Genomic DNA, 13,003 nt, shown 5'->3' on the forward strand with positions numbered 1-13,003 from the left:
CGCAAAAAAGAACGAGGAACTTTCAATCGACGCGCTCAAGCAAGGGCGCGTCACCCTTCGAATTAGCGGCAACGATAGCAGTAGCGGTAACTACCCCGCCATAGGGTAGTAATGCGGCCTTGATCCGCCGCGCGCTCATAGCTGTCTGACCTCCGGAAGTAAGCAAAGGATATCCCGTGACCAAGAATAAACTCACCGACCTCAACGATCACCTTTTCGCGCAGCTTGAACGTCTGTCAGATGAAGACATGGATGAAAAAGCAATCGCCAAGGAGGTTCAGCGCGCCAGTGCAATGGTTTCTGTCGCCGACAAAATCACCAGCAACGCCGACTTGCAACTAAAAGCTGCGAAGCTCTTTGCGGAGCACGGCGAGAAGGTACTGGGGCACCTTCCTCAGATTGGAGGACCGAGACAATGAAAGGCCGCACTATTCCATACAGTGCAACCGAACTGGCGTGGATCAAGGCCAACAGCAAGCGATTACGCCCAGAGGCTCACTCCGAGTTCTGTGACCGCTTTGATCGTCAGGACGTGTCTTTGTCCAACTTCAATTCGCTCTGCAAGCGCAAGGGCTGGATGACAGGCCGGACGGGGAATTTTGTGAAGGGGCAGGCACCACACAACAAGGGTAGGAAGATGCCCTTCAATGCGAATAGCGCAAAGCACCGGTTCAAGAAGGGGAACCTGCCCCATAACACGAAATACCTCGGACATGAGCGTTTGAGCAAAGAGGGTTACGTCGAGATCAGCGTGGACGAACCCAATCCGCATACGGGCTTTGAGCGGCGCTACGTTCTGAAACATCGCCACCTTTGGGAAAAGAAGCACGGCCCAGTGCCGGAAGGCCATGTGCTCAAAAGCATCGATGGCGACAAGGCTAACACCGACCCAGCGAACTGGAAGCCGATCCCCCGAGCGCTGCTGCCGCGGCTGAGCGGTGGGCGTTGGTACAAGCCATATGACCAGTATGATCCGGAGGTTCGCCCTACGGTTCTAGCTTTGGCGCAGTTGGATCACGCAGCGCGGAGAGCGTCGAAGCGGGGTAGTGGGAGAGGTTCGACATGACCAGAACCCACTTCACACCCCGAAGCATTATCAATCTGGCTTTGAGAGAGGCCCTTGATAGCATTGCGTCCGCTCAGATCGATCCATGCGCCGGCACAGCCGTATTTAACATCATGGCGATTAATCCACGACCATCTACAGCCTCCAATAGTAGATGAGCCTAACCGCAACAGATCGTGTGAGGATCATGTTATGGCTGAGTGCCAACTACCGCCCCCAGGGTTAATCCGTCAACTACTCAATTATGACCCCGACACCGGAGTTTTGACTTGGAGATACCGGCCGGTTTCATTCTTCAGAGGTGATACTAGTGCTCTGAGTCTGACACTTCCTACCTGTTTCCGCGAGTTTCATCGAGCTTGTCCAGCGCGCGACGTTCCCGGGTGAGGATATCCTCTGCGGTTTTGGTCCATTTGAAGGGCCTTGGCTTCTCGTTGTGGTGGGCCAGATAGTCGTAGATCGCGGCCTCAAGATCATCGACGCTGGAATAGCTGCCGCGCCGGATGCGCCTTGATGTGATCTCGGCAAAGAAGCGCTCCACCAGGTTCAGCCATGACGCGCTGGTGGGCGTGAAGTGCAGCTTGAAGCGCGGATGCTTTTCGAGCCAGGCCTTTACCTCAGGCGTCTTGTGGGTGGCGTAGTTGTCGAGCACCAGATGCACATCGCGCCGCGTGGGCACAGCCTTGTCGATCTGTCGGAGGAATTTCAGGAACTCCTGCGCACGATGGCGTGGCATGCAATCGCCAATGACGGTGCCTGATTTCACATCCAGCGCAGCAAACAGCGTGGTCGTGCCATGGCGTTTGTAATCGTGCGTTACGGTCGCGGCACGGCCCTTCTTGAGCGGCAGTCCGGGCTGGGTGCGATCCAGCGCCTGGATCTGGGATTTCTCATCGACGCAGAGCACCACGGCACGGTCTGGCGGGTCGAGGTAGAGCCCGACGATATCGGTGACCTTCTCCTCGAACTTTGGGTCGTTCGAGACCTTGAACCCCTTCGTGAGATGCGGCTTCAAGCCAGCTTCTGCCCAGATGCGGCCGACGCTCGACGGCGAGATGCCCATGGCTTCGGCCATTAGCGCGCGGCTCCAGTGCGTTGCATTGGGCGGGGTTTCCTGCACCGTCTTGGCGATCACCTTCAGCCTTGTTTCCACGGGCAAAGGCGGCACCCGCGAGGGTCGCGTCTTGTCACGCTTGAGACCGGCCACGCCCTCATCGAGATACCGCTGCTGCCAGCGCCAGACCGTGGGTTTCGACGTGCCCGCGCGTCGCATAATCTCGAACGTGCCATGACCGTCCGCTGTGGCCAGGACGATCTCGGCCCGCCAGACAAGCTTGCGCGCAGTGTTGCGGTTGCTGATCAGGGCTTGAAGCTCAGTACGGTCGGCGGGGCCAAGGTAAAGGCAGATGTCATGGCGTCTCATGCCTCAAATATGGCACATCACGTTGCCGATGGGAATCTCCTGTCAGGTGGAGAACACTAGGTGGACTGCTGATCAGACCTGCAAGCGATGGAATACAAGATATGCCCAAAAAGAAGCATTCACCGCGCTAAACAAGGGCTACAGATATGGCCGCATCTTCATGAAAAACCATCTTGCCCACCGGGTTATTTGGGCCATCGTTCATGACCAATGGCCAGATTCAGAGATCGATCACATAGACAGGGATCGTCAGAACAACAGGATATGCAATCTCCGGCTAGCAACGAGGTCTGAGAATGCTGCCAACCAATGCATGAGATCCAACAACCGGAGCGGCTTCAAGGGGGTAACTTGGAGCAAGGTTGCTAAAAAATGGACGGCTGAAATTTCCTTTAACAATAAGAGAAACTACTTGGGCTTATTTGAGACCAAGGAAGAGGCCGCTTTGGCCTACAAGAATGCCTCTGAAAGGCTGCACAAAGAGTTCTCAGGAATCATGGGTCGATAATCCCAAGCTCAACGCGCGCCTGCGTTCAGAAGTGACCCAGCCTGTCTACAACTAATCTAGTCAAGACGGGGCTTATGGTGTAATTACAAGGGCAACAGACGCGCAGGACGTGCGGCAATCAGGTGGGTTCTACCCACGAAACGGTTGGAACACGTCGCATGTCTTATCTTCCTGACCTTAAATATCGGCCAAGCGTGGTATCGCCATGATCCCGGGGTGCTTTGATTGGCCGGAACAGTATGCCGGTGACACTGCGCCGTGGCAGAAGTTCACGCTGCGCGAAAAAGGCGAACCAATTTCATTGGTCGACGCCGTGATCGTGATGCAGGTGCGGAAGCACCCCAAGAAAGCCCCGATCTTAGAGAACACCTCGGTCGCATCAGCCGGTATCGAGATCCTTGATGCAGTAGAGGGAGTATTCCGGGTCGGGGGATACGAGAACCCCGATGTGAACGACGTGTATGTCTATGACATCCAGCTCACCTATCCGAGCGGCGAGGTTAAGACCCCCTTGCGCGGCCAATATCCAATCCTAGGACAAGTAACGAAGCAGGGAACGCCATGACAGGCTCGGTAGAAGTATTTGTTGAACAGTCTGGCGATGTGATCGTTGATGTGAGCCCCGTCGGGTCCAAGGGCGACATCGGGATCGGTATCAAAAGCATCGTATTTGACGAGGTAACGGGACGTTGGACTGTCACGCTCACCAACGATGTGGAATACGAGACAGCGAGCGTCACTGAGGCTCTGGAAACCTATGAGTTAAATGCTGCGAACAGCGCCAGTGCGGCGGCCACTCAGGCGGGGGTTGCGACGACGCAGGCAGGCATTGCCACTACAAGGGCTGGCGAAGCCGCCGGAAGCGCCAGCACAGCAACCACGCAAGCTGGTATTGCCACAGGCGCTGCTGGGACCGCAACGGCGCAAGCAGGGATTGCAACCACACAAGCCGGTGTTGCTACAACGAAGGCCACCGAGGCAGATGGTAGCGCCCAGCTATCGCGAGACTGGGCCGAGAAAACCTCTGAGCCAGCTGGTCCTGATACGATGTCCTCTCGGACTGCCGCTGAGATCGCTATTTATTCTGCATTGTCTTCCCAAGATTGGGCAGAAGGCACGGAACCCGGCGACCCAGGCACGAAGTCTTCTAAAGTGTGGGCGCTAGAGTCCTCTGATAGCGCAGACGCAGCAGCAGCGTCCGCAGCACAGGCGGCGCTTTATGACGGGCCGAAGTTCAACACAATCGCGCTCATGGCGGCAAACGATGCGCTGACAGACGGCAAGCAGTGCGTCGTATGGGATGGCTTCAACGGCGAGCCTGAGACGTTCGTTTACGACGCGGCCAGCACGGTCACGGCTGACGGGGCGCTTGTTGTGGATGCAGCAGGCATGGGCGCGGGGCGGCTGGTATCCAAGCGAACGGTCTATGCAGGTTACGCCGAATTTGACGCCGACGTGCGCGACATGCCTGACGGTACATTTCTCCAAATCCCGAGCCTAAATGTGGCTTACGAGGCGTTGTCTTCTGGCGGGAACCTTACCACATCATCCGGAAAGCAGCGCCGCTATATTAATAATGGATATATCAACGTGCGCGGTTTTGGTGCCGACCCATATGCAAGTGAGGCGGTGAACACGGCGGCATTCCAGGCTGCCATTGACGCCGCGTTGTCTGACCGGACAGGCTTTACAGGGTATGTTGCGTCTTCTGCCGCCTACGGAAATGCGCAGGTTTTCATCCCCAAAGGTCGGTATTCCGTGGGGGAGTTGGTTTTCGGTTCGTCGGCAATAGGATTTTCATTCGTCGGAGAGGGAAAGTTCGCTTCGACTATCGAATACAGCAGCGATAGCGGGTCATTCATTTCATCCTGCATTCCCCAGGTGGCGTGTCGTTTGAGGTGAAGATCGCCTGTATCCGATCGCTAGACAAGGATTTTCTGCCGCAAGCGGCACCTGCGGTCGCGCAGACTGCTGGATCTGGACGGATCAGACCGCGAAGCCGCTGTTTCCTTGCCCAGGGGCGGCGTTTTTCAGCGCAGCGGACAGATCTGTCCAGCCGCTTTCGTTCAGTTTGAGCGTGGATCGCGATCATGCGCATAGCGGTGGCGCTCGCAATCGGCGGATAGCGGCGAGGATGGCGCGTACCATCGTGCCGGTGACAGCGACCTCGGCCAGCTGGAAGGTGATGGTGCGGGCGTGACGGACCACACGTGCCCCGATCTTGATCAGCTTCAGTTGCAGGCTGGTCAACGACCAGTCGGCCATGGCTTCGGGCAGCTCGATGCAGCGCAAGAAGGTGGCCAGGTTGTACGCCAGGGCGTGCAGTTGCAGCCGCACCTCATTGTCGCGGAACTTCCGGCACGACAGCCGCGTCCAGCGAAAGGCGTATTTGCCCTCTTTGATGTGCTGCTCGGCGGTGCCGCGCTGGTTGTAGAACCGCACCACCCAGTCCGGCTCCATCGGCAGGTTGGTGACGATGAAGCCGACACGCGGGAACAGTTCGCCCGGATGCCATTCGATCTTGGCGATCACCCGGCGTTCCTTGTCCCAGGACGCCGCCTGATACTCGAATTCCTCGAAGAACCGCTTGACCTTGGTCAGTGACGGCCGCCCGACAGGGCGCGTTAGCCGATGCGCGATCTTGTCCTTGAGGACCGCGTTTGCGGGCAGCCGGATGGCGTAGAAGAACCGCGCTTCTTCCAATCGCTCATAGATCGCCGGGATCGCGTAGGCAGCATCGGCCCGGAAGAACCTGCCACCAAGGTCGCGCTCCGCGTAGCGCGCAATGACGGGGTCGAGAACATCACGCCAGCCATCGGCGCTGTGGACGTTGCCATGGCGCAGGGCGCAGCGTTCCAGCATCCCGAACTGGTTGAACAGAAAGTTGGGGTGATAGCAGCTACAGTCGAAATGGCCATTCCAGGCGGACCCTTCCTGGTCGCCATGGGTCGGGCTGACCGAGCTGTCCATGTCCAGAACGATGTACTTCAGCCCGTTACGGTCATGGAACCGGTCGATCCATTGCCCGTTCAGGTCGGCCAGCGCGGCACGGTTCCCGGCCAGAGCCAGCGTCTCGGTCTCGAACCGTCCCATCTGCGATGCCGAGGCCGCTTGTGCATCGACCGCTCTGCCGCCGACAACTTGGCGCATGACCGGATCGCAGGCGAGACGGTTGGCGTCGTTGACATCCTCGTATCCGGCCAGCCGCCCAAAGACTGATTGCCGGAACAGGCCGTCGAGCCGATGGACCGTGTTCTTGCCAGAGCGAGTATCGCGCAGCGCCGCTGACGCCAAATCGGACAACCCGAGCGCGTCATCAAGCTCGCGCATCACCAGAAGGCCGCCGTCGGAACTGAGCTGCGTGCCGCGAAATTCCAGCCGCACGCGAGGGTCGAAATCCACCCGATCTGCCCGTTGCAAGCCCGCACCCTCTGGGTGATCCATGAAACGCGCCCCTCGCAGCCTTCAACACCATGTTTTATATAGGAAATATAATGGTCAGGACAGCGAAATCAGCGCCTTACTTGGGAAATGTGGGTTCATGTAACACTTTCATTTCCTTTGAGTTTCGCGACTTAACTGTGGTTCATGTGTACCAAGACAGTGACAAGACAACGTGGGAAAACGCATTTTTCACCGGGACAGGCGATGGCGGCGGCAGGAAACTCATGCTGGTTAATGTTGCTGTTTATGGCTTCGACAGAATTATTAATAACATTGGGACCGTGAACTTTGACACCACAAGAGCAGAGCGGTGTGATTTCCTTTATGGAGGTACATTCTACTATGGCCGTAGCAGTCAGTCAGTGAACAACAGCTTTGAACATTGCTCTTTCTTCCAACTTGATGCGCTCGTTGATGGCGCGGGACTAGGGAATACAAGTTTCATTGTCTGCAACATCGTAATTGATGGGCCTTGGCTTAAACTGTATGGCGCAAACGGCCTATTTGGGCCAAATTCGACGTATATTTTTGATGGGTGTAAGGGAGAGCCTTGGAATAACGGGCATTCCTATGCGGGGGGCGCGCGGTCGTCCTTGGTGAAATTGTATGGGGACACGGTGTACATCCGCGCCTTGATCAAGTTTCGCGACTGCGGGTTCACCAGTTCGCTCGGGTTCGACACCTCGACTGATTATCCACAGATCGAAATGACACCTAAGATGCGTATCGAGTGGGACGGCGGTATGCTGGACAGTGATGCCAAGATCAAGCTGCACCCGATTGCAATATCTGCCACGGGGAATAAAGACTCACACTTTGGTTTATTCTTCAAAGGGCTGCGCCAAGCACCTGATCCTGACCAGATTACTTATGCGGGTACACCGACAAACTCGGCTACATATCCTCAAGTCACATGGGAATGGTGCAATGATCTGCCGAATATGACGGTGCTGTATAAAGGTGTAACAGCTTCAACATTGTCGTTTGCGCCAACCGTTGACCGTGCCGAGCATACAAATTGCATGAACAGCGGGTCACACTCTTACGGCATCCTAACCTTCGGCTCCGACCTTGTTCATGAGCTTGATTTTTTCGGCCACGGGCAAGAGGTCGTAGATGTTGCCGTTTCAGTGACCTACAAAGGCGGCGCGGACGATCTCAAAATAGAAACGTCTTTGGATGGCTTTTCTACAGTATTGGACACATTCTATGTGAGTGGGGCAAATGGCTCGTACCGGATGCCGATTTCCAAGGCCAGCGCCCCCGTTTCTGGGGGCAAAGTTCACGATTGGGCAAGCCTCGCTGACGGATCGCAACAATCAACCACTGTTACCGTTCTAGGGGCAGAGGTTGGCGACGAGGTTCTGGCTGTTAGCATAGACAGCGCGCTGAGCGGCACACGCATGTGGGGTGAAGTTACGGCCACGGATACCGTTACTGTTTACCATCGAAACGACACAGGGGCGGCAGTCGATGTGTCTAGCGGGACTATCTCAGCTACGGTGCGTCGAGCATCTACCGTAGTTGGTAAGGTCGGTGACGATACACTGTCAGTCCGTTGCTCTGGCCCGCAAGCGAGGGGGCATATTTATGCGACGATAAGGTCAGCATAATGCTCCCCCTCTGCGAAGCCGTCAGCCGCCGCCTCTGCCGCTGGCTGACGGGCTGGGATATGACGCTCTGCGCGTTTGCGTGGTGGCGTCGTGACAAGCACCGCAGGCTCTACCGCGTCCTAAAGTGGGGGCTGTGGTGGGTCGAGCAAGACCATCCGCGCCAAAGCTATGAGCGGCGCTGGCTCACACCCGATATTCCCAAAGGCGAGTAAACGGGTTATACATCACAGCATAGACGCGCAGGACGTGCGGCAATCACAGCGGTATTTACCCGCGCAACGGTTGGAACGTCCTATGCCTGCTCAAGAGTACAACATCAATGTAACCGCCGATGATGGTGACGTGGATGCGATGCGCAGCCTCATCGATCGGTTTAAGCCTCTCGCAATTCAAGAAGCGACAGACCAAGCCACCGCAGCAGCCACAAGCGCAGCACAGGCAGCGCTGTATGATGGGCCGAAGGTGGACACGTTTGCGGAGCTGGCAAGCGTTACTCCCGAGATGCTGAGTGTTGGCGAGTATATCCGCTGCATTTCTGGCGGGTGGGTTTACCAGCGAGCGGACGATGGCGCTACTGATCCGGGGCTGCTGGACTACACCGGAGCGGGCGGGGTGAAGCTGCGGGTGCTGGACCGGGACGCCGAAATTTCTCAGAAGGAGTTCGGGAATGATCATGACAACGCAACAGCCGCCGCCGCTCTTTCGGCCCCTGCAATTGGCCGGTTCAAAAAACTAAACCTTGGCTCAAACATCATTGAACTCACCAGCAAAATAGACCTTACGCTGACGCAACACACAGTCATCACGGCAAACGGCGGCGGATATATGGCGGCAAATGCGGGGGCGGTGAGCCGCCTTCTGCATATCGACACAGCGGGATATGATCTAACAATAGAAGGTTTACTATGGGACGGTGACAACAAAGTTCCGCAACTCTACCGCATCGACAACACGTCAGGCTTTGCTGGAGAAATCCAGCTTTTGCACAACAAGCATCTGAACGTGTTTCGAGAACTAGCGCGTGATGGGCAGGGCGGTACAGACGCCGTTTATGTGCGTGGCGGGTTTGAAAAGGTTTTGGCTGATGACAACCTGTTTAAGAATGTTTCGCGCGAAGCTGGGGTAGGGATTCCGGGATCGGCAGGGTCAACAGGATTGGCCGTGGGGCATGACGTTACGACAGGCTCCACACTGTTTGCCAAGTCTTTCATCCATAAGTGCAACCAATACGACACCATCGACACAGAAGACACCGGGGCTGACCGTGCCGACTGTGACGGCGTGAAATACTTCACCGGCGAGGTTGCGGACGGAGACACTACGTTCATTCCGACCCGATTTGTCTCGACCGGGAACGAGTACAAGGACTGTGCGGGGCGTGGAATTAAGGGTCAGGTTTCTCATGGCCTTGTTTCCAATGAAACGATTATCCGTGAAAATGTTCTATCAATCCATAACGGGTTTTCTGACATCAATCTGCAAATGGGATCAGGGACGGTTGCGAATATTGACGCATTCTATAACGAGGTAGGCGGGTTGTCGCCGTTCACTGCTGACGGATCGGCGGGGTCCGGCAGTTCGGTTGTCAGCTTTTACAGCACTCCAAGAGCGCGCGAAAGTGGTTCCCCAACGGTGCACGGCGTTACCGTTTACAACAATGTCCCCAAGCCCACTGGGCAGCTATCTGAAATCTGTAGCTTTACAACAGCAGGAGAGGACACGAGCAACCCGGCTATATTTAGTATGTCGAACTGCAAAGTAGTCGGGGGCGCAGTTAAATACTTTGCCACGGCTCCGGTAAAGGGTACGGGATCGCCAAGAGCCGTTGTGAATATGACTGGATGCTATGCATCCGACCTAACAAATGCGTTTATCGGCGTAGCGTCGGGCCACGAGCAGCAGCTTTTCTTGGAAGCAAACGGAAACATAAACGCATCAGGGTCAGACGTTCTCGCAGCCGAAGTGACATACGCAGCCGGGACCGCTGCGAAATGCAATGTTTCGGGCTTGGGTAACTCTGGTGTTGATATGGACCCACGGCGGCTGTCAGGGGGCACCATTGGCGGCACTGTACCGCTTCGCACCAATACGATTTTCCCCCGAAATGATAGTACAGACGCCACAGCGGGTTTCAGCTTTGAAAACGCTTTCCTTGCCGACGATGAAACATATACTTTCCGCGCTATGGGGTACAACAGTCACGGCCTTTTCATGGTCTCAGCGAATTATACCCACGATGCACAGGCTGTATTTGGCATTTCTGGAAGTGGATACGCAGACCTAACCGGAGGGGCAGCATCATCCTTCGCGTTTGGCTCTGGCTCCAACCCTGACACTGATGGCAAGATCAATGTTTGGCACGATGGGCTTAACCTGCATATTAAAAACCGCTTGGGGTCGGCCCGCAACTTTCTTGTTGGGTGTTTTGGCTAATGCTCCCCCTCTGCGAGTCCGTTAGCCGCCGCCTCTGCCGCTGGCTGACGGGCTGGGACATGACGCTATGCGCCTATGCGTGGTGGCGTCGTGACCGGGGCTATAGAAGCGATCTAGGCAAAGCGCCCTATATAGGGTAAATATCTACATATCGACGCGCAGGACGTGCGGCAATCAAGATGGGCTCCGGCTCATAGGCAGATTGGAAAGCGCGTCCACAGATGAACCCCATCGACATACCACAACTGGCCGAGCAGTACGGCCCCTTCATCGCCCTTCTGGTGGCGGTGATCGTTGCGTTGGGGTGGACGATCCGCGCGCTATGGAAGCGGCTTAACGAGCAGATCGACGCGCGGTTCAAGGACCATAAAGAGCATTCAAGCCAGATGGCTGAGAACACCAAGACACTCGACCAAGCCCTCCGGTTCATTGAGGGGAGTGGCCGTGGTTAAGTTTTGGCAGACGCTTAGGGGCAAACCCACGCCACCATCCCGTGAAGAAGTGGATTCCGTGCAGGCGCGGGAGGTCAGTGAGGCCGCCCGCCAGCGTCTCGAACGGGCAATCAAGTATCGCAAAAGAGAAGTTAACGGCCTTGTGGAAGGGGTCTTACCGAAACGAGGTATTGAACAGTGACGATTTTGATTTGGGCAAACGTGGTGACGGCGATCATCGCCTTTCTGCTGATGGGACTGGTGACTATCGGATTCGCCCCACACCTGCGGCTCCGGCTGAAGGACCACGACGCTAACAGCCTTATGAGCGCGTTCGTTGCGCTGACATCCAGCTTGGTCTGGGTGCGCCTTCTCTGGTGGTCCCTGCTGCGCCCTCTGGCCGGGGCTTGGGGGTGGTTGCCGCCCGGAGTTTTCACACTTTCGGGGCAGGCGATCAACACTGGCTTCAATATCTGGGCAATCGCCGCGGCACTGGCCGCCCTGGGGGCGCTGCACCGCAGTCTTCCCCAACCCGAGCGAGATCACTATAACTGGCTGACCGTGCCGTTCTATCCGCGCCGTTTCAGCATCGTATGGAGATGGTAGGATGAAACGCATCGCGATTGTGATCGGCCATAACGCAGGCGCGCAGGGCGCTGTCCGCTGCACTGACGGACGCACCGAGTACGACTGGAACAGTGACCTCGCCAAGATGATCGAGGCGCACGATCCGGACCACATCAAGGTATTCCGGCGCAAACCCTGGGGCGGGTACAGTACCGAGATTGATCGGGTGTATGCCGAGGTCGACGCATGGGGCGCCGATGTGAGCGTTGAGCTCCATTTCAACGGCTCGACCAACCCCGCGGCAAATGGGTGCCTGATGCTGTCCAGCGGGACAAGCGGATCCCGCGCTTTGGCTGCAAATGTGCAGAAAGCATGTGTTGCGGCTCTGGGGAACAAGGATCGCGGGGTTCGCTTCGTCGGCAAGGGGGATCGCGGCGGGCGTTCGCTCTGGGCCGGTCGCGCCCCGGCAATCCTGACCGAGCCCTACTTCGGGTCGAACAAGGCGGAGTGCGAAGCCGCAGACGCGCGCAAGGCCGCGCTGGCTAAGGCCATCTACGACGGGGCCCGGGCCTGATGCACGATCTGGTTCTCATAGCCGTAACCTTGGCTGTCATGGCTCTGACGTGGTGGATGCTGCGGTGATCTCCCGTCTAGGGTCATACGCGCTTATCGCGGCTCTGCTGGCCTGTCTGGGGCTCGCCGCCGCCCTCTGGTGGCAGGCAGGCGACCTACAGCGCCTAGAGGACGAAAACGCGCGCCTCACGCGCAACGCCAACGTGATGCGCGGCCAGATCGAGCAAGCCCGCCAGTCCGCCGCCGTCGCCGCCGCCCACGCGCAGCGAGAACGCCGCCTGAATGTCGAAGCCTCGAAAACCATAGAGGCCATACAAACCATGAAACTGGGAGATTGCGCCGATGCGCCGCTGGATCCTGCCCTTATCGATCTTCTTAGCCGCCGGGATGTGCGACCCGAAGATTGAGTATGTGCCCGTGAAACCGGAGGTGCCGGCTGATCTGCTGGTGCAGGTGCCGATCTCTAACCGGCGCGCGGAAACCTACCGCGATCTGGCGGTCTTGGCCACCGAACATCTCAACAGCGCACAGCTTGCAAACGCGAAGATCGGGGCGATTGCCGAGGTGCTGGGCCCGCAGTAGCGGCATCCTGCCTTCTTTGCATGTAGCCGACAGTCATGTATGCGCTCTCCCGTCTATATCTGGTGGAGCGCAGGCGTTGGACGATCAGCTATTCAGGGCCGGGGTCACGCATATCGAGGTGAAATGCTGGTCCTGCGGTCACAGCGTCACGCTCAAGCCGGAAGACGTGCCGGAGGGCATCACAGATTACGATTTTGAGAAGCGGGCGACCTGCCGCTGCGGCACTGGCTGGCCCTATGTCACCAAGTTCCCAAAGAAGAAGCCGCTGACGATGTGAGGGGCTAGCTTGCTTGCTGTTTCAGTTCGGTAATCCGTCGCCGCAGTTCGCGGTTTCGGATCGACATGCGCACGTTCTGTTCTCGC

16 protein-coding genes are annotated in these 13,003 nt (G+C 57.1%); 14 read left to right on the forward strand and 2 right to left on the reverse strand.

Annotated elements, in window-relative coordinates; genetic code table 11:
* Nucleotides 1–176: 176 nt before the first annotated feature.
* Together T8A63_RS06920 and T8A63_RS06925 are read left to right on the forward strand one after the other, a co-directional pair.
* Nucleotides 177–419, forward strand: coding sequence for a hypothetical protein (locus tag T8A63_RS06920; RefSeq protein WP_322345389.1), 243 nt, complete (start codon nt 177–179; stop codon nt 417–419).
* Nucleotides 416–1,066 (forward strand): HNH endonuclease signature motif containing protein, encoded by a 651-nt coding sequence (locus T8A63_RS06925; RefSeq protein ID WP_322345390.1) that lies wholly within the window; start codon nt 416–418, stop codon nt 1,064–1,066. The genes T8A63_RS06920 and T8A63_RS06925 overlap by 4 nt, the downstream gene beginning before the upstream one ends.
* Before the next feature lie 331 nt (nt 1,067–1,397).
* Here the strand turns inward: T8A63_RS06925 and T8A63_RS06930 are convergent, their stop codons facing one another.
* Nucleotides 1,398–2,489, reverse strand: a complete 1,092-nt coding sequence (locus T8A63_RS06930; RefSeq protein ID WP_067931132.1) for an IS630 family transposase — start codon at nt 2,487–2,489, stop codon at nt 1,398–1,400.
* Here T8A63_RS06930 and T8A63_RS06935 point away from each other — a divergent pair.
* The 3 genes from T8A63_RS06935 (at nt 2,473) to T8A63_RS06945 (ending at nt 4,899) form a co-directional block, all read left to right on the forward strand.
* A complete protein-coding gene (locus tag T8A63_RS06935) occupies nt 2,473–2,997 on the forward strand; it encodes an HNH endonuclease (protein WP_322345391.1) in 525 nt (174 codons plus the stop codon). The two genes, T8A63_RS06930 and T8A63_RS06935, sit on opposite strands and share 17 nt — an antisense overlap.
* Before the next feature lie 205 nt (nt 2,998–3,202).
* A complete protein-coding gene (locus T8A63_RS06940; RefSeq protein ID WP_322345392.1) occupies nt 3,203–3,562 on the forward strand; it encodes a hypothetical protein in 360 nt (119 codons plus the stop codon).
* Nucleotides 3,559–4,899 (forward strand): hypothetical protein, encoded by a 1,341-nt coding sequence (locus T8A63_RS06945; protein ID WP_322345393.1) that lies wholly within the window; start codon nt 3,559–3,561, stop codon nt 4,897–4,899. Before T8A63_RS06940 ends, T8A63_RS06945 begins: the two co-directional genes overlap by 4 nt.
* Before the next feature lie 186 nt (nt 4,900–5,085).
* Here T8A63_RS06945 and T8A63_RS06950 read toward each other — a convergent pair whose 3' ends face one another.
* A complete protein-coding gene (locus tag T8A63_RS06950; RefSeq protein WP_006473457.1) occupies nt 5,086–6,441 on the reverse strand; it encodes an IS1380-like element IS1247 family transposase in 1,356 nt (451 codons plus the stop codon).
* A gap of 50 nt (nt 6,442–6,491) precedes the next feature.
* Here T8A63_RS06950 and T8A63_RS06955 point away from each other — a divergent pair, with 50 nt between their 5' ends.
* The 9 genes from T8A63_RS06955 to T8A63_RS06995 all read left to right on the forward strand — a co-directional run bounded on the left by T8A63_RS06955 (nt 6,492) and on the right by T8A63_RS06995 (nt 12,917).
* Nucleotides 6,492–8,054 carry a hypothetical protein gene (locus tag T8A63_RS06955; protein ID WP_322345394.1) on the forward strand — a complete coding sequence of 521 codons (1,563 nt, stop codon included), beginning with the start codon at nt 6,492–6,494 and terminating at the stop codon, nt 8,052–8,054.
* Nucleotides 8,054–8,266 carry a hypothetical protein gene (locus T8A63_RS06960; protein WP_322345395.1) on the forward strand — a complete coding sequence of 71 codons (213 nt, stop codon included), beginning with the start codon at nt 8,054–8,056 and terminating at the stop codon, nt 8,264–8,266. The genes T8A63_RS06955 and T8A63_RS06960 overlap by 1 nt, the downstream gene beginning before the upstream one ends.
* Nucleotides 8,267–8,348: 82 nt before the next feature.
* Nucleotides 8,349–10,487, forward strand: a complete 2,139-nt coding sequence (locus T8A63_RS06965) for a hypothetical protein (protein ID WP_322345396.1) — start codon at nt 8,349–8,351, stop codon at nt 10,485–10,487.
* Between the two features lie 221 nt (nt 10,488–10,708).
* Nucleotides 10,709–10,939, forward strand: a complete 231-nt coding sequence (locus T8A63_RS06970; RefSeq protein ID WP_322345397.1) for a hypothetical protein — start codon at nt 10,709–10,711, stop codon at nt 10,937–10,939.
* Between the two features lie 177 nt (nt 10,940–11,116).
* On the forward strand, nt 11,117–11,524 hold the full coding sequence (locus T8A63_RS06975; protein ID WP_322345398.1) for a hypothetical protein: 408 nt from the start codon (nt 11,117–11,119) through the stop codon (nt 11,522–11,524).
* 1 nt (nt 11,525) lies between these two features.
* Nucleotides 11,526–12,059, forward strand: coding sequence for an N-acetylmuramoyl-L-alanine amidase (locus tag T8A63_RS06980; protein ID WP_322345399.1), 534 nt, complete (start codon nt 11,526–11,528; stop codon nt 12,057–12,059).
* A gap of 64 nt (nt 12,060–12,123) precedes the next feature.
* The gene (locus T8A63_RS06985) at nt 12,124–12,465 is read left to right on the forward strand and encodes a hypothetical protein (protein WP_322345400.1); all 342 of its coding nucleotides are present in this window, start codon (nt 12,124–12,126) and stop codon (nt 12,463–12,465) included.
* 4 nt (nt 12,466–12,469) lie between these two features.
* The gene (locus T8A63_RS06990) at nt 12,470–12,640 is read left to right on the forward strand and encodes a hypothetical protein (RefSeq protein WP_322345401.1); all 171 of its coding nucleotides are present in this window, start codon (nt 12,470–12,472) and stop codon (nt 12,638–12,640) included.
* A gap of 76 nt (nt 12,641–12,716) precedes the next feature.
* Nucleotides 12,717–12,917, forward strand: coding sequence for a hypothetical protein (locus T8A63_RS06995; protein WP_322345402.1), 201 nt, complete (start codon nt 12,717–12,719; stop codon nt 12,915–12,917).
* Nucleotides 12,918–13,003: the final 86 nt, after the last annotated feature.

The sequence above is a fragment of the Sulfitobacter sp. OXR-159 genome, assembly GCF_034377145.1.
In the GTDB taxonomy this organism is placed as follows: Bacteria; Pseudomonadota; Alphaproteobacteria; order Rhodobacterales; family Rhodobacteraceae; genus Sulfitobacter.